The sequence below is a fragment of the Lysinibacillus pakistanensis genome, from assembly GCF_030123245.1.
GTDB lineage: Bacteria > Bacillota > Bacilli > Bacillales_A > Planococcaceae > Lysinibacillus > Lysinibacillus pakistanensis.
Window position 1 is genome coordinate 3,205,744 of the sequence record NZ_CP126101.1, and the last position, 22,673, is coordinate 3,228,416.

Annotated in this window: 20 protein-coding genes and 1 riboswitch; of the genes, 4 read left to right on the forward strand and 16 right to left on the reverse strand. The window is 38.6% G+C overall.

Going from position 1 to position 22,673, the window contains the following annotated elements; translation table 11 throughout:
- The 4 genes from QNH24_RS15905 to QNH24_RS15920 all read right to left on the reverse strand — a co-directional run bounded on the left by QNH24_RS15905 (nucleotide 1) and on the right by QNH24_RS15920 (nucleotide 4,309).
- A complete protein-coding gene (locus tag QNH24_RS15905) occupies nucleotides 1-633 on the reverse strand; it encodes a LysE family transporter (protein ID WP_283868539.1) in 633 nt (210 codons plus the stop codon).
- A 326-nt stretch (nucleotides 634-959) separates the two neighbouring features.
- Nucleotides 960-1,412 (reverse strand): hypothetical protein, encoded by a 453-nt coding sequence (locus QNH24_RS15910; protein WP_283868540.1) that lies wholly within the window; start codon nucleotides 1,410-1,412, stop codon nucleotides 960-962.
- A 333-nt stretch (nucleotides 1,413-1,745) separates the two neighbouring features.
- Nucleotides 1,746-2,486 (reverse strand): tetratricopeptide repeat protein, encoded by a 741-nt coding sequence (locus QNH24_RS15915; RefSeq protein WP_283868541.1) that lies wholly within the window; start codon nucleotides 2,484-2,486, stop codon nucleotides 1,746-1,748.
- Between the two features lie 107 nt (nucleotides 2,487-2,593).
- Nucleotides 2,594-4,309 carry a methyl-accepting chemotaxis protein gene (locus tag QNH24_RS15920; protein ID WP_283868542.1) on the reverse strand — a complete coding sequence of 572 codons (1,716 nt, stop codon included), beginning with the start codon at nucleotides 4,307-4,309 and terminating at the stop codon, nucleotides 2,594-2,596.
- 201 nt (nucleotides 4,310-4,510) lie between these two features.
- Here QNH24_RS15920 and QNH24_RS15925 point away from each other — a divergent pair, with 201 nt between their 5' ends.
- From QNH24_RS15925 to nspC, 3 genes are all read left to right on the forward strand, one after another.
- Entirely contained in the window at nucleotides 4,511-4,717 is a 207-nt protein-coding gene (locus QNH24_RS15925) for a hypothetical protein (protein WP_054771659.1), read from the forward strand.
- 290 nt (nucleotides 4,718-5,007) lie between these two features.
- Nucleotides 5,008-6,237, forward strand: a complete 1,230-nt coding sequence (locus QNH24_RS15930; protein ID WP_283868543.1) for a saccharopine dehydrogenase family protein — start codon at nucleotides 5,008-5,010, stop codon at nucleotides 6,235-6,237.
- A complete protein-coding gene (nspC, locus tag QNH24_RS15935; RefSeq protein ID WP_283868544.1) occupies nucleotides 6,234-7,373 on the forward strand; it encodes a carboxynorspermidine decarboxylase in 1,140 nt (379 codons plus the stop codon). Before QNH24_RS15930 ends, nspC begins: the two co-directional genes overlap by 4 nt.
- A gap of 428 nt (nucleotides 7,374-7,801) precedes the next feature.
- Here nspC and QNH24_RS15940 read toward each other — a convergent pair whose 3' ends face one another.
- From QNH24_RS15940 to mce, 6 genes are all read right to left on the reverse strand, one after another.
- A complete protein-coding gene (locus QNH24_RS15940) occupies nucleotides 7,802-8,689 on the reverse strand; it encodes an amidase (protein ID WP_283868545.1) in 888 nt (295 codons plus the stop codon).
- A gap of 43 nt (nucleotides 8,690-8,732) precedes the next feature.
- Nucleotides 8,733-8,820, reverse strand: a riboswitch (cyclic di-GMP riboswitch).
- Between the two features lie 137 nt (nucleotides 8,821-8,957).
- A complete protein-coding gene (locus QNH24_RS15945; protein WP_283868546.1) occupies nucleotides 8,958-9,446 on the reverse strand; it encodes a chemotaxis protein CheW in 489 nt (162 codons plus the stop codon).
- 26 nt (nucleotides 9,447-9,472) lie between these two features.
- Nucleotides 9,473-10,588, reverse strand: coding sequence for a M20/M25/M40 family metallo-hydrolase (locus tag QNH24_RS15950; protein ID WP_054771657.1), 1,116 nt, complete (start codon nucleotides 10,586-10,588; stop codon nucleotides 9,473-9,475).
- Nucleotides 10,589-11,065: 477 nt separating this feature from the next.
- Nucleotides 11,066-12,019: a hypothetical protein gene (locus QNH24_RS15955; protein WP_283868547.1), complete on the reverse strand. Its 954-nt coding sequence runs from the start codon at nucleotides 12,017-12,019 to the stop codon at nucleotides 11,066-11,068.
- Nucleotides 12,020-12,157: 138 nt separating this feature from the next.
- Entirely contained in the window at nucleotides 12,158-13,705 is a 1,548-nt protein-coding gene (locus QNH24_RS15960; RefSeq protein WP_283868548.1) for an acyl-CoA carboxylase subunit beta, read from the reverse strand.
- Nucleotides 13,706-13,710: 5 nt separating this feature from the next.
- Nucleotides 13,711-14,124, reverse strand: a complete 414-nt coding sequence (gene mce / locus QNH24_RS15965; protein WP_283868549.1) for a methylmalonyl-CoA epimerase — start codon at nucleotides 14,122-14,124, stop codon at nucleotides 13,711-13,713.
- Nucleotides 14,125-14,249: 125 nt separating this feature from the next.
- Between mce and prli42 the strand changes: the two genes are divergently transcribed.
- Nucleotides 14,250-14,345 carry a stressosome-associated protein Prli42 gene (gene prli42 / locus QNH24_RS15970; protein WP_158003016.1) on the forward strand — a complete coding sequence of 32 codons (96 nt, stop codon included), beginning with the start codon at nucleotides 14,250-14,252 and terminating at the stop codon, nucleotides 14,343-14,345.
- A gap of 20 nt (nucleotides 14,346-14,365) precedes the next feature.
- On the opposite strand, the gene QNH24_RS15975 is transcribed toward prli42, so the two are convergent.
- From QNH24_RS15975 to QNH24_RS16000, 6 genes are all read right to left on the reverse strand, one after another.
- Nucleotides 14,366-15,343 carry an aromatic acid exporter family protein gene (locus QNH24_RS15975; protein WP_283868550.1) on the reverse strand — a complete coding sequence of 326 codons (978 nt, stop codon included), beginning with the start codon at nucleotides 15,341-15,343 and terminating at the stop codon, nucleotides 14,366-14,368.
- 228 nt (nucleotides 15,344-15,571) lie between these two features.
- The gene (locus tag QNH24_RS15980; RefSeq protein WP_054771654.1) at nucleotides 15,572-16,012 is read right to left on the reverse strand and encodes a BrxA/BrxB family bacilliredoxin; all 441 of its coding nucleotides are present in this window, start codon (nucleotides 16,010-16,012) and stop codon (nucleotides 15,572-15,574) included.
- 171 nt (nucleotides 16,013-16,183) lie between these two features.
- Nucleotides 16,184-17,275 (reverse strand): methylmalonyl Co-A mutase-associated GTPase MeaB, encoded by a 1,092-nt coding sequence (gene meaB, locus QNH24_RS15985; protein WP_283868551.1) that lies wholly within the window; start codon nucleotides 17,273-17,275, stop codon nucleotides 16,184-16,186.
- Nucleotides 17,275-19,428 carry a methylmalonyl-CoA mutase gene (gene scpA, locus QNH24_RS15990; protein WP_054771653.1) on the reverse strand — a complete coding sequence of 718 codons (2,154 nt, stop codon included), beginning with the start codon at nucleotides 19,426-19,428 and terminating at the stop codon, nucleotides 17,275-17,277. The genes meaB and scpA overlap by 1 nt, the downstream gene beginning before the upstream one ends.
- A complete protein-coding gene (locus tag QNH24_RS15995; RefSeq protein WP_283868552.1) occupies nucleotides 19,425-21,128 on the reverse strand; it encodes a methylmalonyl-CoA mutase family protein in 1,704 nt (567 codons plus the stop codon). Before QNH24_RS15995 ends, scpA begins: the two co-directional genes overlap by 4 nt.
- A 121-nt stretch (nucleotides 21,129-21,249) precedes the next feature.
- Nucleotides 21,250-22,596 (reverse strand): dihydrolipoamide acetyltransferase family protein, encoded by a 1,347-nt coding sequence (locus QNH24_RS16000; protein WP_283872869.1) that lies wholly within the window; start codon nucleotides 22,594-22,596, stop codon nucleotides 21,250-21,252.
- Nucleotides 22,597-22,673: the final 77 nt, after the last annotated feature.

A 22,673-nucleotide genomic window follows, 5' to 3' on the forward strand; every position in this document is an offset into this window, starting at 1 on the left:
TCATATATAGACCTTAATAGCTTGAATAAATTCATAGATAAAATATCCAGCAAAGCCAATTAGTAAGACGCCTGCTGCCATTGTAAGAGTCTTAATGACCTTACGATTCATCGCTTTTCGAGTCACGGAAACAATGGCCATTAAGCCAATATCATGCAATAATATACCACTCAGAACACCTGCTGCAATGACTAAAAAGCTGGTTGATTCACCTTCACCATATGATTTGGCTAGAACCACACCGAAAACATTCACCCAAAATACGAGATTTCCAGGTGAAATGGCTACTAGCAGTCCATTACGATAAGAAGTAAAAAACGATTTTGTTACTTTCTCTCCTGCTAGCGTAATATCATGGTCCGCATTTTTAATTGAATCTAACCCTAAGAAGAATAAAAAGCCTGCCCCTATTATCCACATTGGAATTTGAATAATTGGCATTGCTAAAATCGAGGCTAATCCCATATACAATGCAAATACTAATACTACGTCAATCGTCATGCCACCAAGTCCTACTGCCCAACCATGGATAAAGCCATTCTTTAAACCCTGCTTCGTCATTTCGACGGTAATGGCCCCAACTGGCATGGCAATCGCAAGTCCTACCAATACATATGCTACATATAAACTCAAACAAACACTTCTTTCATGCTATAAAATAAGCTTCATACGTCCGTTTGTTTGATTATAGCATAAAAATACGACATCGGAAGCGATTATTAATAATTATTCAACTTTATAGAATAATATTGAAAATGAAAACTATATTTCATATTATCCCCAATAAAGTAATATTCCTACCATTAAAGGTTTCTCCTACCAAAATACATATTGAACTAGTACAGTTTTGAAGTGACTTATAATTGATGACCCTAATAGGCTTGAGTAGCTGTTGTCATCCTGAAAATTAAACAAAAGAAGATTATTCATCTGCATCCATTCCCGACTTTGTGACGGCTTTACAGGAAGAAAGATTTTAAGTAGTAAATAATGAATAATGCTGTTGACTGAGCGACTTTCTCCCTCACTTGATCGGATAATGCCGTTGACTGAGCGACTTTCTCTCTCATCTGAGCGGATAGTGCTGTTGACTGAGCGACTTTCTCTCTCATCTGAGCGGATAATGCTGTTGACTGAGCGACTTTCTCCCTCACCTGAGCGGATAGTGCTGTTGACTGAGCAGTTTTCTCCCTCACCTGAGCGGATAATCCGTTGACTGAGCGACTTTCTCCCTCACCTGAGCGGATAATGCCGTTGACTGAGCGACTTTCTCTCTCACCTGAGCGGATAATGCTGTTGACTGAGCGACTTTCTCTCTCACCTGAGCGGATAGTGCTGTTGACTGAGCAGTTTTCTCTCTCACCTGAACGGAAATCAGCTATGTGATCAAGATGCCGATGATGAATATGCAATCTGGTTTTCTTCATAGGAAAGTGAAAAGTGGTGAGATTGGGGATTATATGTATGTTTGATATGGAGTTTCTTTTTTATCGTACCCAGGACATGCCAGTGCTACTAAATTTTTTGTAGAAGAACAAGAAAAGCAAGGGACTGTATTAACGGAAAAAGAGGTTATACAGGAAGCTGTAAAGGAGCTTGACAAATCACGGAGAGCATTATAGCTGGGGTGTTTGCTTTGAAAATGAAAATTTAAACAAGTCCGATATAGCTATACATATAAAGGATAAGTCGTAATCTTTTTGGTGCGAAAAGGCATCTCCCAGGTGAAAGATGCCATTTTTTCCTTAAAGCATTTGCTTTTTCCATTGAGTAAGAATATCAGTGGATTTCGCAATGTCCATCTTTAACATTACCTGCTTAGCAGAGCAACGTTTTTTAGCCTTTTCCCATGCCTCCTCTAAGGCGGGTAAATAGCTTAAATTTTTTGTGGCTGCAACAAGCTGGAAAAAAATATTACCTTGAATATAATACCAGCGTGGGTTCATGCTATCTAACTGAATTGCTTCTTCAATAAGACGAAGGGCTAAATATGGACTGCCCTCACTGCGATTCAGAAATTGGGCAAAAGCCCCCCAGTAAAGTGCTTTATTTGGTTGTAGTTTGATGGCTTCCGCGTATTGAATATTTGCCTTATCATGCTCTTTCGCCAAAACAAAATATTCAGCCATTATATAGTAAGCATTCGCCTGTGCCTCAATGGACCCAGCTAGCAATTCATCCATCACTTTACCAAACTGCTCATCATCCTGGCTTCCCGTATAAGCCGAAAGGACATCACGCTCTGGATAGGAGCCATCTGCTCGTTCCATATTTTGTTTCAGTTTTTCACCAGTAGGAATAGGCATATTCGCATAGCCATTCGCCTCCAATAAAGCAACATGTTGCTGAATCATAGCAAATGCCGCATGCTCTGCGAATGCATTATCAGTTACAATATTTTTGGCTAACTGATAGCTTTCCTTCACGCTCCCATTTACAAATAGTTCATTAATCTGTTGGACAAGCTCATCAAACTGTTTGATCACTATTAAAACCCTCACCTTCACCAAAAGAAACGTTTTATTGGTAGTTTACCATCTTATCGAGAGAAAAGGAGCGCATATCATGTAATACAAGGGTAAATATTTAAAGTTTAACATTCTTTTAATTTGAACGACTTTACATGTTGTTCAAGTGTATGTGCCATTTGATTCGTTTCATTTGAGCTATACGCTACCTCATCAATACTTGCTGTTGTTTGCTGGGCTGCCGCTGTAATTGCATTCAATGTTTCCTTAATCTCTTGAATAGACTGCGTTAATTGTTGAATCATCTGAACAACATGATCTGATTTCTCTGCCTCCAAAGTCAAAGCATGTGATATCTCAATGATTTCTTCCACTGTATGTGAAACAGCTGCTGAAATATTTCCTAATGATTGAGCAGTTAAACGAACCGTCTTTGTCCCCTTTTCAATATATTTTGTATTATCCTGCGTTGAAGAAGTAACCTGCTGAATATGTCCCATAATTTCCTGTATTAGCTGGTCAACCTTTAATACTTCTTGATTCGATTGCTCAGCAAGTTTTCGAACTTCCTCTGCTACCACTGCAAAGCCCTTGCCATGTTCTCCTGCTCTTGCTGCTTCAATGGAGGCATTCAAAGCCAGTAAATTGGTTTGTTCAGCAATACCAGCAATGGATGTCGTAATAGCCTGAACTCGCGTTGCTGATGTGACTAAATTACTAACCGTGTTACTAACCATATCAGAGCCATTACGGATTAACGTCATGTCATTATTTATATCCTTAGCAAGTTGCTCTCCTTGTGCAGCAATTTTCATTGTTCCTCTTGAGGTTTCAACACTTGTATCTGCTTTCACTTTTATAGTTTGTAAATCCTCTGCTAAGGATGTAAGTACATCTGTTGCATTTTCTGCATGATGCAGACCATCTGTTACTGTCGCCGTAACTTCATAGATATTGTGCGCGACGCCTTGAATCGTATTTGACATATCATTTAATGTGTTAGCGGTTTCATCAGCATTCGTGGCTAATGTAATAGATGTAGTGCGCATCGTCATAATCATATTTTGTAAGTTGACGGTCATACGATCTAATGTGCTTGCTAAATCTCCTACTTCATCATTCCTTTTTACCTTCATTTCCTCCACCGCTAAATTTCCATTAGCTATTTGCTTGGCCTGATGAATTAGTAAGGTAATAGGCTTAACCTTACGTCGAATTAAAAAGCCTGTAATAATTGAAGCAATTAACATTGGAAAAATACTAATTAAAATACCACTCTGCACAACATCCCAAGTTCGCTCCTTCACAATAGTAGCGTCGAAATCAATGACACTAATGGCAATGATTTCTTTACTTGTGTCATGATCCTTAAAAATTGGTGCATAGCCTGATAATCGCTCCATTCCACCATATGTATAGGGTTCAGAGTATGTTGGATGCTTTTTCTCAAGTAATAATTGGATTGCCTCTTGGTCCATGTAAAATGTATCTCCAGGTGCAAAGCCCTTCTCTGCCAAATGATCATCCAAGGCTAGCAATGTACCATCTAGTGTTAAAATATATTGCGTTTGAAAGATGTCTTTGTGTCCTGTTGTCCAGTTTAAATCCTTCCCAATACTCTCTTTTGCTGCTTGCTCCCCACTCAATGCTCTTTCCATATCTTCTGGGCGAATCAAGCCTGTTGTTATATTAGCACATCCATATGCCTCGATTCCCGCTGCATCATATAATTTATTATAAGCCGTTATATATGTAGCGAACGATGTAATTCCTAGCATCACTACTAAGATACCAGCAATGATCGTTCCGAGTTGAAAAGTTAATGAATTTCGTAATTTCACGATTCATCATCTCCCCTTTCTAGTAAAAATCTATGAATATTCACTTTATTTCTATCATACTATAAAAAGATGTATTTAAAAAGCATCTTTTATTGAATAATAGAATGGAAAAAGTATTGGATAAAGTTCTGAATTATGAGATAATTGAAGTGCTATATCTTCATCTATTGGGCATAAAATCTTCATTTAGGAGGGCTTGCTATGAATAGACGTTTTCATGTTGTATCGCTTTTTATTGGAAATTTGTTAACACTAGGCGCTATTTTCATTTATGCTATGCAAAGTCAAGTGAATGTTGCCCTCAGTACTTATGCCCTTGTAATGGCTTATTTAAGTACATTGCTCATGATCTTTTTCTATGTGTGGGGAGATGAAAAGAAACAAATTTCAAATCGGTTTTCTAAATAATTTAGCAATAATTAAAATCTATTTGAATTTTTCCCTTCCTGCTCTAGTAGGAAAGGGAATTTTTCATGTGCTTCCTTTTCACTCAAAAAGTAAAACTTCAATCACTAGTAATTTCTATTCCCCTCTAGTTATTGATGAATCATTCAGCTTTATTGGAGTAAAATAAGTCCAATTGTTGTAGAAAAATAAATTTTTTTGTAGAAAATTTTAAAACAATGATTGAGTACTATATCAAATTTCTGTATAATCAGCTTGTTTGACAATACTTTTATGAACTTGGGGGTAGACAATTGGGTAAAGCATTGATTATCGGAGCTGGCGGAGTTGCCAGTGTTGTGGTACACAAGTGTGTTCAAAATTCGGACGTATTTGAGGAAATTTGTATCGCAAGTAGAACTGTTTCAAAATGTGACGCTCTAAAAGAAAAACTAGACGGCGGAAAAACAAAAATTCATACTGCACAGGTAGACGCAGACAATACAGAAGAGGTTATTGAGCTTATTAAAGCTTTTGGACCAGATGTAGTCATTAACGTTGCACTACCTTATCAGGACTTAACGATTATGGATGCTTGCTTAGCGACAGGTGTGCACTATGTGGATACTGCAAACTACGAGCCACCTGAAACGGCAAAATTTGAATATAAATGGCAATGGGCTTATAAAGAGAAGTTTGAAAAAGCTGGCTTAACTGCATTACTTGGTAGCGGTTTTGATCCAGGTGTAACAGGCGTTTTCACAGCTCATGCGCAAAAACATGAATTTGATGAAATTCACTATATTGATATCGTGGATGCAAATGCGGGAGATCATGGCTATCATTTCGCTACAAACTTCAACCCAGAAATTAACATTCGTGAAATAACAGCGAATGGTCGTTACTGGAAAGAAGGCAAGTGGGTTGAAACAGCACCACTTGAGAAAAAAGAGGTTTATAACTTACCAGAAATCGGACCAAAAGATATTTACCTTCTATACCATGAAGAGCTTGAATCACTTGCGAAAAATATTAAAGGTTTAAAACAAATCCGCTTCTGGATGACGTTCTCTGAAAAATACTTAACACACTTAAAAGTATTAGAAAACGTTGGCATGACATCAATCGAGCCGATCGAATTTGAAGGTCAAATGATTCAGCCAATCCACTTCCTTAAAGCGGTATTACCAGATCCAGCTTCTCTTGGACCACGTACAAAAGGTAAAACAAATATCGGTTGTATTATTCGCGGTCTTAAAGATGGCAAAGAAAAAACGTACTATGTATACAACGTATGTGACCATGAAGAGTGCTATAACGAAGTTGGTTCACAAGCGATTTCTTATACAACTGGTGTACCAGCTATGATTGGTGCAATGCTTGTGATGAACGGTGAATGGCGCAAACCAGGTGTTTGGAATGTAGAAGATTTCAATCCAGATCCATTCATGGATGCATTAAATAAATGGGGTCTACCATGGCAAGAAAGCCATAACCCAGAATTACTTGACCTTGATTTAGATGCAAAGGAATTAAGCCGATGAAACCAATTGATTTTTCAAAAGTTCCATCCCCTTCTTATGTAGTGGATGAGCGATTATTAACAAAAAATCTTGAGCTTTTAAAATCAATTCAAGATCGTACAGGCTGCCGCATTTTACTAGCCCTTAAAGGTTTTTCTATGCATTCAACATTCCCTTTAGTAGGGGAATATTTAGCAGGCATTACAGCTAGCTCACTGCATGAAGCACGTCTTGGCTATGAAAAAATGGGCAAAGAAGTTCACGTTTATGCTCCTGCTTATATTGAGCATGAAATGGACGAGCTTCTAGGCTATGTGGATCACATCGTGTTTAACTCATTTAACCAATGGGCTCAGTTCAAGGATAAAGTGAAATCTGCTGGTAAAACAATTGAATGTGGTATTCGTGTGAATCCTGAGTACTCTGAAATTGAAACAGCTCTTTACGATCCTTGCTATACGAATTCCCGTCTTGGCACAACTTTGGCTAACTTTGATAAAACACAGCTTGACGGCATCGATGGTTTACACTTCCATGCGATGTGTGAACAAAATTCAGATACGTTAGAGCGTATTATTGAAGTAGTGGAAGAAAAGTTTGGTGATGTTTTACACCAAATGAAATGGTTGAACTTTGGTGGTGGCCACCATATTACTCGTGAAGATTATGATGTAGAGAAGCTTGTGAATATCATTAATTATGTGCAAGAAAAGTATAACCTGCTTGTGTATTTAGAGCCAGGTGAAGCAGTAGCCCTTAATACTGGTTATTTAGTAGCTACTGTGCTTGATATCCAAGAAAATGGGATGGATCTTGCTATTTTAGATACGTCCGCAACATGTCATATGCCTGACGTCCTTGAAATGCCGTACCGTCCAATGATTATCGGTTCTGGTCAAGCGAATGAATTAGCCCACACATATCGCCTAGGTGGACTTACATGTCTTGCTGGTGATGTAATTGGCGATTATTCATTTGAGCAGCCATTAAAACCAGGTGACCGTCTTGTATTTACGGATATGGCCCATTATTCCATGGTGAAAAACCATATGTTTAACGGCGTCAACTTACCTTCAATCGTTTCTTACAATGATGAAGAGGGCATTAAAGTCATTCGTGAATTTAAATTTGAAGACTATAGTGGCCGACTTTCTTAATAAAATGTCAAACACCTCCAGCTAAAATTGGAGGTGTTTTATTATCTTTTTAGGTTTTAAAAGGACTACCTTTCTCCTGGCTCTTGAAAAATAGTCTTAGCGTTTTACATCATTCAACTTCGATTTCAGTTCTTAACAGTAATACTTCCTCTATAGTTAAGCTAGTTAATTGCATAATTAGTTCATTATCGTAACCTCATGCAATCATTTTTTGCCACCGCTTTAATTCCCCTCTATTCCTTCTTGTTGTGCATGATATTTAGCATCCTCTAGTTTAGCTACTTAATCAATGATGTACTTTAAACGAGACTGGTAGGCAATAATTGTTTCAGGTGTTTGGCTTAACTCTTCCCATGCACTAAGTCCTTGCTGCAAGTTTTCGTCTTTCATTGCTAATGCCTCCAATTCATCAAGTGTACTTTGCTCTACTATGGCTGCATATTCATCCAACTATCAACATGATGAATCGCAACTCCTTGATAGCTTGTTTTTTTCGCATAGTGACGTTGAACAAGAGCTAGTTGTTTATTCATAAAGGCTTCACCATTATCATAAAAAGTAATATTTTGGTTATCATCTAATGCACCAGTTTCAACACTAATCACAATGGATTTATTAACTTTTTTTGCATAGGCGACTTCATGTTGTACAATTTTAATAATATCTTTTGCAGTATTTCGATAAGCCATAATAGAAACGCTCTCTACTTGATTTATCACCCATTCAGCAAGTAAGCCTTTTCCAAATCGATTGTTGTATTTAATTTCGTCAAACCAGAACGGCATATCTGCTTCCAAAGGTAATTGTAATTGCTTGGTTTCCTTTTTGGCTCTTGTAAGAAGTGCTTGATAGGATTCAATTGTTTGCGTTTGATTATAGCTCCATCCACTATTTAAGTATGGTTCTATATCGAGATGAACGCCTGAAAATTGCTCTGTCACGTCAGCATTTTTATTATATGTATGTAACCAATCAAACAACTGATTCTGCATTTTATAGCCATCTTTAGATACCCAATCTGGCGCTCCGTCCAATGCATATATTTTGATACCCTTTGCAGTTGCATGACTAATAAAACGCTTATAGTCAACACTTCCTATATCCGTATTAATCTGTAAATAAAGTTTGTTTACCTGCTTGTTCTCTAAAAACGAAAGTACTCCTGCTTCATCCTCAATAATTCTAGAAGTATCCCATAACCAAGTAGCCTTATCTTCCACGGTCACTGCGTCTACCTTTCCAAATGATAGTCCAAACGTACTGGCAATTGTAACAAAAATAACAATAGTTACTGTTAATAAAGAGCAACTTTTCATGTCTTACAGCTCCATTCTATTTGCCATGGCTCCTAGAACAGAACCTGGTAACCTGACAATCATGCACTAGAATAGTGTTTAGACTCATGGCTTTGCGTCCTTCTCTTTCGACAAGTTTGCCTTTTACAGTTGTTTTCTTTTCTCTTATCATACATGGCAAAAATAAAAATGTCTGTAGGAAAAATGCATACTAATCATAAATAAGGGGGAATAAAATGATATTCATACGGGTTATTTTTACTATAAAAAATAAAAAAACGTAGAGCCTTCAAGCATCTACGTTTTCTTGTTCATTTTCCAGCATTTTATGCAAGTAATTAATAATTTCACGAATTCCTTCTAGTGAATTGACTAGTATTTTTGGGTCCACATAGGTAATCATACGATTTTCCAGGTTTGCCACTGCTGTAAAATAACGCGTTTTTGAATAGTTAACAAGTCCCATCTGCTGTAAAACAGACGTGTCAAAATCTAGAATTTCACGCGCTTCCGTTACAAGTAATCCATAATTCACAACATCTGTATTCAATACTATAATACGTGCTGTTACAGCATTTGAAGAACGATTATAAAGAATACGTTCAAAATCAAGCACTGGGATAAGCTCACCACGAATTCTCGTGAAGCCTAGAAGATAATTAGGTAAATGAGGAATCGGTGTTACCTGCTCTAATTTTTCAATTGAAATTGCTTGTTCCACAGGCACTGCATACTCTTCAGTTCCACAAGCAAAAACTACTGCCTTTACACTTTCCATGCGGTCACATCCTTCAATTTCTGCTGTTATTTTTTTGCAGATTCTTTGACAATTTCAACTAGTAAATCTGCTAATTTTTCTAATTCTTCTACTGGGATTTTTTCATTTGTTGTATGAATATCTTCGTAGCCAACAGAAAGGTTGACTGTAGGGATGCCAAATCCTGCAATTACATTTGCATCTGAACCTCCTCCAGAAATCCCTAGCGTCGGTGTGCGATCAATGTTACGTGCTGCTGCCATTGCGACTTGAACGACTTTATCTGTTTCAGTAACTCGGAATCCTGGATACATAAGCTTTACTTCTACTTCAGCACGTGCTCCAAGTGATGCAGAGATTTGTTCAAATGTCTCCTGCATATGCTTCGTTTGAGCATCGAGCTTCGTTTTATCAATTGAACGAGCCTCTGCAAGAATATTCACTTCATCACATACAATATTCGTAGCCTGACCACCCTCAAAACGACCAATATTTGCTGTAGTTTCTTCATCTAAACGTCCTAGCTTCATCTGTGCAATACATTTTGCAGCCACTGTAATCGCTGACACTCCTTTTTCTGGAGCTACACCAGCATGGGCAGTTTTGCCAATAATTTTAGCGAAGACTTTTGCTTGATATGGTGCTGCTGTAACAATTCCACCCACTTTGCCATCACTATCCACTGCAAAGCCGTATTTGGCTTTAATTTTGGATGAATCTAACTCTTTAGCCCCAACAAGTCCACTTTCTTCACCCGCAGTGATGATAAATTCAATATCTCCATGCTCAATATTTTGCTCTTTTAAACGTTTCACCATTTCTAGTAATGCTGCAAGCCCAGCTTTATCATCAGCGCCCAAAATTGTAGTACCATCGGACACGATATAACCATCCTCTCGTAAAGATGGCTTAATTCCTTTACCTGGTACAACTGTATCCATATGAGAAGTAAAATAAATTGGTTCAACATCTAAAGAACCTTTTAAAGTAGCCAATATATTGCCTGCTCCATGTCCATTTCGTGTATGGGCATCATCCTGTTCTACTGTAAAACCAAGCGCTGTTAATTTATCGATTAAAACTGGCGCAATCAAATGCTCATATTTTGTTTCTGAATCAATTTGTACGAGCTCGAAAAACTCTTCTACTAAACGACTTGTCATGTTGTAAGACTCCCTTAGTTTACGTGTATTACCACGTTATAGTATATGTATTATTTTAGCACAACGTTAGAGGAGTTGAAATAATTCACAAGCAGTTCGAGACTAATTTTTGGAAGGAGATCAATTATGCCTCGGCATATTGGCGTCCGGAATTGGCTTTGTGCTTGCACAAAGCACTCCTTTCCGATTCCGTGACATCCGCCGGAGGCTTTGGGCCAACATGATGTTGGTCACTAAGTCGTTGCCACAAGACGTGGCGTTCTTAGACTGAGTTCCGCTATTTCAGTAGGTATTTGGACACCCACTGAAAAGGAAACAAAACCGCATTCATCTCACCATTTGTAAATGTGGGAGTCTTCTGTATCTGCCGCTGTCGCGCATAAAACATCTGCCACTATGCTTTCGATAAAAAAAACATTTGCTGAATGAAGATAAAAAGCTCGTGAAAGAGGGAGTTTATCCCTTTCCACAAGCTTCTTATAGCTGGAAGATAGCCTCTTTCTCACGTTCAAGTAACTGAAGATGTTCAACCGCTTTATGATGCTTATCCTGTAAACGCCAAATTGTATTATGTACATCATCTTGCACACGAGATACTTGCTCCCTAGCAGTTGATATTTTGGAGTGGACAGACCAGGCTGAGAAAATATCGTCAAAGAAGTAGTCTGCAAATTTGACAAAGCCATCTGTTTCAACATGTAATGATTTCGTTGATAAATCATGGATGTCCAGAAGCTCATTATGAAATCGCTGTAAAGCAATTTGAGCATCGTGAAGATAATTTTCAGACTGATTTAGTGCATCATGCTTCAAATGCGTAGCAATAAGTCCCCCTCCCAAAAACGTATCCCATGTTGAAAAACCATTAGCGGAATGTAGAGAAGCAGCCGCTTGCCCAAGCTTTGTTAATGCATTTTCTCCAGCTTCTTCTGCCTCCTTCATTTCTATAATTAATTGCTTCGTTACTATTTCTTCGTGGGCTAATTGCTCTAATTTTTTTGCTTGCTCTGGCTCATGTATTTGTAAGTAGCCCTTCTTTTTAGCATTCAACTTGTTTAAAGCTACTTGTAAATGTTGTTCATTAATTTGTGTGAGCTTTGACTCAGCTTGTGCTAAATCGATAGTTAAATCTTCCTGCATTTTCTTTGCTTCATTTATTTTTAATTCAAGAACGGCTGCTTTATCAATTTTCTCTGCTCGTAGCTCATCTTGCTGCCCCGTCCACGTACGAATCATATTCATAAACGAAAAGCCTTCTAATTTATCAAGTTTCGTTCGAATGTGATTGAGTGCTATAGAATGTTTGTAAATGTCCTGTTGTGCACGCTCAAGTTGCTTTTCAATTAATCGTTTTTGCTCATTTAATCTACTAACATTTCTTAATTGTGCATGTATGATTTCCTGTTCATTTTGTAATTGTTTCCATTCCATTCATCTCAACTCCTCTTATCTATTTGTACGGATGAAAAGAGTTAATGTTTCAATTATCTGTCATCTTTTATCATTTTTCGTCAATTTCTTTGTGTAAAAAGGAAAGCCCAGCAAATGGCTGCTGGGCTTGTACAAATTTTATAGTGGAATATTTCCGTGTTTTTTCTCTGGGCGTGATTCATGTTTATTTGAAAGCATGTCTAAACCTTGAATTAGCTTAATACGTGTATCACGTGGATCAATGACATCATCTACCATACCGCGAGATGCTGCAACATATGGGTTTGCGAACTTTTCTTTGTATTCTTCAATTTTCGCTGCACGTGTTGCTTCTGGATCATCAGATTTTGCAATCTCGCGTGCAAAGATAATATTCGCGGCACCTGCTGCACCCATAACAGCGATTTCAGCGTTTGGCCAAGCAAATACAAGGTCAGCCCCAATTGATTTTGAGTTTAACGCAACATAAGCACCGCCATAAGCCTTACGTAAAATAACTGTAATTTTCGGTACAGTTGCTTCAGAGTATGCATAAAGGATTTTTGCTCCATGACGGATGATTCCACCATGCTCTTGCTTAACGCCTGGGAAGAAGCCAGAAACGTCTTCAAAAGTGATGATTGGAACATTGTATGCATCACAAGTACGGATGAAACGAGCCGCTTTGTCAGAAGAATCGATATCTAGTCCACCAGCAAGTACTTTTGGTTGGTTACATACTAGACCAACAGATTCACCTGCGATACGTGCAAAACCTACTACTACGTTTTTCGCAAATTCTGAGTGAACTTCCATAAATGAACCTTCGTCCACTACTTGCTCAACTACTCTACGTACATCATAAGGGCGAGTTGTTTCGATTGGCACAGTATCCACAATTTCAGGACGGTAGTCGTCACCTTCTGGACGTGCCTGACGTGGCGCTTTTTCCTTATTATTTTGTGGGAGATAGCTTAATAGTTTTTTAATTTGATCAATCGCTTCTTCTTCAGATGGTGCACGGAAGTGTGCATTACCACTTACAGCATTGTTCACTTTTGAACCACCTAAGTCTTCTGCAGAGATTTTTTCACCTGTTACTGTTTCAATAACTTTAGGACCTGTTATGAACATTTGAGATGTTTTGTCAACCATTAGGATGAAGTCTGTGATTGCGGGAGAATAAACTGCTCCACCAGCACATGGTCCCATAATTACTGAAATTTGTGGGATTACGCCAGAGTAGATGGCATTACGATAGAAAATATGACCATATCCATCAAGTGAAAGTACGCCTTCTTGAATACGTGCACCACCTGAATCATTAATACCAATGAATGGTGTGCCGTTTTTCGCAGCAAGATCCATTACTGTGGCCATTTTTTTCGCATGCATTTCACCCAGTGCTCCACCAAATACAGTAAAATCTTGAGAGAATAAGTAAACTGGACGTCCGTTAATTTTACCGAAACCAGTAACTACACCATCACCAGGTCCTTCCATCTTGTCCATACCGAAGTCAACTGTACGATGTGTAATGAATGGGTTGATTTCGAAAAATGTACCTTCGTCCAGCAATAATTCAATGCGCTCACGAGCAGTTAGTTTACCTTTCTCATGTTGTTTGTCGATGCGCTCATAGCCACCACCAAGTTCAATTACCGTCTTACGGTCATATAACTCATTAATTTTGTCGAACATATCCATACTAATCACTTATCCCCTTTTCCACTTTTATCGCATAATTCATATAACACACCGAAAGATGATTTAGGATGCATGAAGGCTACCTCTGCACCACCGGCACCAGGTCCTGGCTCTTCTGATAAAAGACGTACACCTTTTTCACGAAGCTCTGCCATACGCTCACGAATCCCTGTCACACCGAAAGCTACATGGTGAATACCTTCCCCACGTTTTTCGATATATCCATGAATGGTACTTTTTTCACTCATCGGTTCCAGCAATTCGATTTTTACATTGCCAGCGTCTATAAATGCAACGCGAACCTGTTGAGATTCAACCTCTTCCACTTTTAACAGCTTTAAGCCTAAAGTTTCTGTATAATATGTAATGCGTTCATCAAGATCACGCACCGCAATCCCAATATGATCTACTTTCTCCATGGTGACATCTCCTTCTGTTATGGTACATATTCTATTTTACAGACTTTTTTGTCAAAACTCTACTACTTGAGAAATTTTTCAGATTTGCTAAACTATTTATAAGAAAAGAAGGAGCGAACGAGCATATGAGTAATAAAAAATTTCAAAAAATCGTTGTTTATACGATGGTCGCAATCATGGTAATTTCATCTCTAGCATTCGGCTTATCTATGTTAGTGTAATGAAAAGTTAGGCGTCCGCATTACTGCGGGCGCTCTTTCTTTACCTTCAATCCCTTGAAAGATTGTTTAATTTCTAAATATCGATCCATTTCCTCAATAAATTGATAGAGTGCCGCTTGTGCTAAAAATTGCTCATGATTTTTCGGTAAAGGTAATTGGGCGAAATCTAGCTTTACCTGCTCTAGCTTCTCTCTAAAATGACTAGCCGTATTTCCTGAATGAACATGCTCAGCAAGATCTTGAACAAAGTCAGCCACTATTGTTGCCTCTTGTACTATAACAGGTAGGGCTGTTATTTTTGGGAGTACTCTTTCAATAATTTCGAGTTGCTGTTCACGCATATCAAAATAGACATAGTAATCATTTTTTCGTCTCATAAAATGATTTTCAACATCTTTAAAGGCTAGTGATTTCGCATTATTTAAAGCTGTAATAGCTTCAATTATTTCTTGCCCATCCCACATTGTATCGCCTTCTCTTAAATAATTAGCAATTTCTAAAAAAATTTTACTATATAGCTCCTCAATTTTAACTCGATAGTAATTTAATTCCTTTTGTATATCTGGCATATACATATTAATCGCTATTCCCGTTCCATAACCAATTGCCATTAAAGCAAATTCATTTGAAACCAATGTCCACGAGAATTTTTCAGCAGCATAAATATGCATAATAATTACTGCACTTGAGACAAAGCCGTCTGCTACCTTCAATGATACAATTGTGGGGATAAAAATAATGAGCATCCCTGCTAGTGTAAGTGGGTGATATGAAAATAACTCAAAGCTTAAAAAGGCATAAAGCATACCGATAATACTTGCGACAAATCGTGTATAAGCAGCATGAAGGGATTTTTTCTTCGTTGGCTGTACACAAAGTATTGTTAAAATACCTGCAGATGCATAAGAAGCTAATTCGAAATACTGGGCAATGGCTATTGCAATGGCTGCACCAGTTGCCGTTTTTAATGTACGATAGCCGATTGAAAACTTCTTCAAGTCGACTGCCTCCCATCCTCCATTACTCTTCACTTATTCTATTCATCAAATCAATTCAATTTTTTCAGATAAATCATTTAGCTAATATTTAAAAAATTCCAAATATATTTTTGCTATTATTACAGTAGAATGTACCAATTATCTACTATTTATTGATAAGAAACAGTCCCCGCAACTAGTGATGTTGCTGCGGGGCGTTCATCTTATCAAATTAATTAATGAATAATATTAAAGTTCATCGCAGTATTCTTCAAAGTTTGCTTGTAAATTTGTTACAACAGACATTGGATCATGACCTTCAATTTCATAGCGCCCAACTTCAGCTACCACTTGTCCATCCTTTAACAGAATAAATGATGGAGAGGATGGTAAGTGATCTTCTCCGAAGTGATAACGAGCAGCTGCCGTTGCTTCTTTATCTTGACCAGCAAAAACTGTAACAAGATGATCTGGACGTTTATCGTAATGAACGCTTTGTGCTGCAGCCGGACGAGCAATACCTCCTGCACAGCCACATACTGAATTGACCATGACTAATGTAGTACCTGGACGAGCAAACGCCTCTTCAACAGCTTCTGGTGTGCGTAGCTGTTCATAACCAGCAGCCTCAATTTCCGCACGTGCTGTTTTTGAAATTTCCTGCATAAATAAATCGTAATCCATATTCATAACGATAGCTCCTTTCAAGTTCGTGTCACCTTAGACTTTAGACTGACACTAATACATCTCCTATCATAGCAGTTAGTGGCGATTTTGTGCACCTACTTGCTCAGTAATTTCGCATTGGTTTCTACATCCACTACTAACACTTTTGCTAAATGAAGATACAACAGTTTATGGCTATGATTGATTATCGCTAAATAAACGATCTACACCTTGTGTTACTGTTAGCTGTCCATTTAAAATTTGGCTTTCTAACAGTTGCACTTGTGCCTTGCGTTCTGGATTACCATAAAACGCATCGATTAAATGGTCAGTAATCATTGATTGGAACCAATCCTTGGTTTGATTTTGACGTCTAATCGACCAGTAATTATTTGCTTCGACCGTTTGTCTAAATTCTCTGATTGTATCCCATACTTTGTCGAGACCGCGTTTTTCCCATGAACTAACCGGCATAGCAGTAGACATCCACCCTGGCGTAGCTGGCTGTAAGAAATGCAAAATTTGCTTATACTCAGATACAGTCTTTTTGGCTAAACGTACGTTATCTCCATCCGCCTTGTGCACTACGATGGCATCTGCTAATTCCATAATGCCCTTTTTCATGCCTTGTAGCTCGTCACCAGCTCCTGTTAATACTAGCAACAGGAAGAAGTCAACCATACCACGGACATATGTTTCACTTTGTCCAACACCAACAGTTTCAATTAAAATAACATCATAGCCAGCAGCTTCACAAACTAGCATTGTTTCACGTGTTTTTTTATGGACACCCCCTAGGGTACCAGCTGAAGGAGATGGTCGAACAAATGCATTCGACTTCTTAACAAGCTCCTCCATACGTGTTTTGTCACCTAAAATACTCCCTCCAGATAGTGAGGAACTTGGATCAATCGCTAGCACTGCAACCTTCATCCCCATCTCACAAAGCATCGTTCCGAAAGCCTCAATAAATGAGCTTTTTCCAGCACCAGGAACTCCTGTAATGCCTATACGAACACTATTTCCTGTATGCGGTAGAAGCTCCTGTAAAAGCTCTTGTGCCTGTGCTTTATGCACGATATTTGAGCTTTCAATGAGTGTTATCGCCTTTGATAATTGAGTACGGGAACCCTTCATTACCTCACGGGCAAGCGCCTGTATGTCAATTTTGTCAGCTTTTTTCTTTCGGAATTTTTTTGGTACACCATATTGCATACCATCGTGAGATGCTGCTACTCCATCCATGACAAATAGTGCACTTTCCTGCATCTCTTTGTTTTTGTCCATTACTTAGACACTTCCTCATAACCTAAGCGTTTGTAGATTTCTTCAATAATTTTAATGGCAGATACAGGGATAACTGTACCTGGTCCAAAGATTGCTACGGCACCAGCTTCATAAAGGAATTCATAATCCTGTGCTGGAATAACACCACCAACAATAATGATAATATCTTCACGACCTAGCTTTGTTAGCTCAGATACCAGTGCAGGAACTAATGTTTTGTGTCCTGCTGCTAAAGAGGAAACACCGATACAATGTACGTCATTTTCAACCGCCATTTGAGCTGTTTCCTCTGGTGTCATAAATAGTGGAGAAATATCTACGTCAAAACCTAAGTCAGCATAGCCTGTTGCGATAACTTTGGCACCGCGATCATGACCATCTTGCCCCATTTTTGCTACTAAAATACGTGGGCGGCGACCTTCATTTTCAAGGAATTCGTCTGTCATTCGTTTTACTTCAAGAATCTGCTCCTCATCAGAGAAGTTCGCAGAGTAAACACCAGAAATGGAACGGATAATTGCTTTATGACGGCCAGAGACAACTTCAATTGCATCTGAAATTTCCCCTAAAGACGCACGAGCACGCGCTGCATCTACTGCTACTGCTAATAAGTTTTCTCCGCCTTCTTTTGCAGCCTTTGTTAGTCGAGCAAGATGTTTTTGTACTTCTTCTTCATTACGAGCTGCGCGCATTGATTCTAATCGCTCAATTTGTTTTTGACGTACTAATGTATTATCGATGTCGAGAATATCAATAGGCTCTTCTTTTTCTAGACGATATTTATTGACACCAACAATTGTTTCGGATTTAGAGTCGATTTTTGCCTGACGTTTTGCCGCAGCTTCCTCAACTTTCATTTTTGGAAGACCTGTTTCAATCGCTTTCGCCATTCCACCTAGTTCTTCGATTTCTTCGATTAATGCCCATGCGGATTTTGTAATTTCCTCCGTTAATTTCTCCACATAGTATGAACCACCCCATGGATCAATCACTTTCGTCATAGCCGTTTCTTCCTGTAAGAATAACTGTGTATTACGTGCAATACGAGCAGAGAAGTCTGTTGGAAGAGCAATCGCCTCATCAAGTGCGTTTGTATGAAGAGATTGTGTATGACCCATTGAAGATGCATTAGCCTCAATTAATGTACGTGTTACGTTATTAAATGGATCTTGCTCTGTTAAAGACCAGCCAGATGTTTGTGAATGTGTACGAAGTGCTAATGTCTTTGGATTTTTCGGATTGAACGTAGACATCATTTGCGCCCAAATACGACGAGCAGCACGCATTTTTGCAACTTCCATATAATAATTCATACCGATTGCCCAGAAGAACGATAAACGCGGGGCAAAGGCATCAATATCGATGCCAGCTTTCAATCCCGTACGGACATACTCAAGACCATCTGCTAATGTATAAGCAAGCTCGATGTCATTAGTTGCTCCGGCTTCTTGAATATGGTAACCAGAGATTGAAATAGAGTTAAATTTTGGCATAAATTTCGCTGTATATTCGAAAATATCTGCAATAATTTTCATAGACATTGCTGGTGGATAAATATAAGTATTACGAACCATGTATTCTTTTAAAATATCGTTTTGAATTGTACCTGCCAGCTTGTCAGGTGTAACCCCCTGTTCTTCAGCTGCAACGATATAGAATGCCAATACTGGTAATACCGCACCATTCATTGTCATTGACACGGACATTTGATCTAAAGGAATTTGGTCGAATAGGATTTTCATATCTTCGACAGAATCAATGGCAACCCCAGCTTTACCAACATCCCCAGTTACGCGTGGATGATCGGAATCATAGCCACGGTGAGTAGCTAAGTCAAAAGCAACAGAAAGACCTTTTTGTCCCATCGCCAGATTACGTTTGTAGAATGCATTGGATTCCTCAGCTGTAGAGAAACCAGCGTATTGGCGAACAGTCCAAGGACGTGCTACATACATCGTAGGGTATGGACCACGTGTGTTTGGTGCAATACCTGCTACATCATTTAAATGCTTTGCCTCTTTAATATCTTCTTTTGTGTATATATCTTTAATTTCGATCCCTTCATTTGTCATGAATTTTTCTTCTGACGCTTGAGGTGCTTCTGCTGCTAAAACTTTTTCGATTTCAACTGCACTAAAATTTGGCTTGCTCATCGTTGGACCTCCTTCATGCTAGCGAACACTGAATTTAATTTTTCAATGATGTTCTGTCCTGCGAAAATAAAGCCGTTTAAGCCATCTGCTAACCAAGCTTCTTCTTCGTCTTTATATTTACCTGCAACATCAACAAGCACATTAGCAGGTTTACCCGCTAGAATCGCTGGTACTAATTCTTTTGTATCGTCATCATTGCCAGCAATCACCACATAGGTTGCTTCTGTAGTATTTAACCATGCCACTGCTTCTTCGGCCGTTGCGATTGGTTCACTTTTTTCTGGTACTACACCTACTGTATTTAAGAAACCAGATACAAAATCAGCACGTGGTTTCGAGCTTTTTAATGTACCTAATGCTAAGATTCCTGTTTTCACATTAGCAGCCGTCATGTCTGCTCGTAATTGCTCGAAAGGTATAGCAATTCGCTTAATATCTGCAAATAATGGATTCGTTTCACTCTCAAGCACATCTGCTGGATTTGCATAAATATTCGTACCAATTAGAGATTGCTTTCGTGTTTGTGTAGCTTTAATACGAGCTTGGTATGATTGCTCTAATTCTTCTGCTAGCTTTCCTGAGGCAATATAAGCATCAATGCCCCCAGCAGCTTCAATATCTAAGAATAATGCCCAAGCTTCTTTCACAAAATCAGCTGTCAATGACTCAATGAAATATGAACCTCCAGCTGGGTCAGTTACTTTTAACACATTTGTTTCTTCTTTTAAAACTAAAGATACATTACGTGCAATACGAATTGATTGATCAGTTGGCTTTGTTAATGCATCATGTGGATGAACAGTAAAGACATCTGCCCCACCAATTAAGCCAGAAAGCGCTTCATTTGCTGCACGTAGTAGGTTTACATAAACATCTAATTTTGAGAAGCTTCTTAATGAAGTTTCTGCAAGTGTTGGAATTTTAATATTTTTTTCTATACCATAAGCAGATGAGAACGCTTTCCAAAGTACTTTAAAAGCACGAAGTTTAGCAATCTCTGTAAAGAACTGTGTATCAATGGCAAAGGATACATAAAATCGCTTTGCAAAGGCTTCAAAGCTTTCTTCTTGCTCTACATATTTAGCCGCAAACGCAAGTGCATATGCTAATTCTTGTACAGCATTTGCTCCTTGATTGTGATAAACCGTAATATCTGCACCGATTGAGCGCACGTTCGGAAAATCAGTTAAAGTGATAGGGTTTTTTGAAACGATGAAACCTTTGGTAGCTTCTCGTTGTTCAATGGCAATGTTGTCGAATACTGCTAATAATGGGTCTTTTGAATTTTCAACCGTAATTTTAAACGAATATTCTGAGAAATAAGTCGCTAATTTTGCTACTATTTCTGCAGTCCATTCAAAATTAACACGGCTATCAATTGTTACTACTTCGTTTCCACGTGCTAAACTATCATCTAGCTGAGCAAAAAATGCTTCGCCTGTGTCAGCATAAACTTGCTGTGCCACTTTAAAGACTTGACTATTTTGTAGGGAACGGATTGTGGCAACTTGTTTATCAAGTTCTTCACCAAGTTTTGCTACTAAACTTTCTTGTGTGTAAAGAGGTTCTAATGTAATACCTTCACTTGTTTTCGTTAAAAGAGACTCGAATGGTTTCCCTTTTAAAGCCTTGATTGCTGCATCTTGCCATTCTGAATAGGACGGCTTTTCAAATTCAATATTTTTCATGTTGTTTGACATGCGGACGCTTAATCAGCTTCCCCCCTTAGTAGTTTCTATTTGTTATTCTACATGACAAATTGCGACTCGAAAAGCAAAAAAAAATTCGGAAACCGTTATACAACAGGTTTCCGAGTAGTCATCAGTAGACTGACGTCGAAGATTTATTTGTATTTTCGAGTATTTCTTTTACTCTATTTAGGAATTTACCACAAACAAGTCCGTCTAAAACGCGGTGATCTAATGATAAACATAAATTCACAATATCACGTGCAGCAAACATGCCACCCGGTAAAACAACTGGTTTTTTTACAATACTTTCCACCTGCAAAATTGCTGCTTGTGGATAATTGATGATGCCCATCGACTGCACAGAGCCGAATGCACCCGTATTATTGACCGTAAAAGTTCCACCTTTGATATCATCCATTGACAATTTTCCAGCACGTACTTTGACAGCGAGCTCATTAATTTCCCTCGCAATCCCTTTAATTGATTTTTCATCAGCGTGTTTTATAACAGGAACAAATAAGGCATCATCAGTTGCGACGGCAATGGAAATGTTAATGTCATGCTTCTGAATAATTTTATCCTCTGCCCACATAGAATTCATCATTGGGAACTCTTTTAATGCTTGTGCAACTGCCTTCACAAAGAAGGCAAAATACGTAATATTAAAGCCTTCTTTTTGTTTAAACTCTGTCTTTATACTGTCTCGATAAGTGACTAAATCCGTTACATCCACTTCCATCATCATCCATGCATGCGGCACTTCATGAACACTTCTTACCATATTATTGGCGATAGCACGACGCACTTTCGTTACAGGTATTTCAATATCCCCTGCTTGCAAAGGCTGTGTAGGTGTGACTGGCTTCATATCGTTCTGTGGATTTACATTTGCTACAGCAGGCGCTGACTGTTGTACAGGAGTATCAGCGATAGAAGGTGTTTCAGCCTGTGTAGTTGGCACAGCTCCCGCTTCAATTAAGGCAAGAAGGTCTTTTCTTGTAATACGTCCTCCTTCACCTGTTCCTGAAACTTGCTCAAGCGCAATATCATGCTCCTGTGCAAGTCGAAGAACTGCTGGTGAATAGCGAACTTTATCCTTCCTTACTGGTTTTGGTGGTGCTACCGTAGCTGTCGTAGCTTGTTGTGTTTCTTGTTTTCTTTGTACACCTGCATTTAAAATCGCTGTACTAACTGCTGATTTCTTCGTTGGAGGTGGAGGTGGTAGCTCGCTGTCACCGGCAATTTCAATAGAGCAAACGATTGCACCTACTGGTAACGTTTGGCCTTCCTCTGCAAGCAACTCTGTAATAACACCTTCAAAAGATGAAGGGATTTCTGCATTTACTTTATCTGTTGCAACTTCTGCTAGAGGATCATATTTTTTTACTGTATCACCAGGCTTAACAAGCCATTTTTCAATTGTTCCTTCTGTTACACTTTCACCGAGTTGTGGCATTGTGATATTTTGAATCGCCATCATCTATTCCTCCCATCCATTTAAGCCTAGCCGTATTTATATGTGACAAACCATTTTAGAATGAATAGCCGACAGGA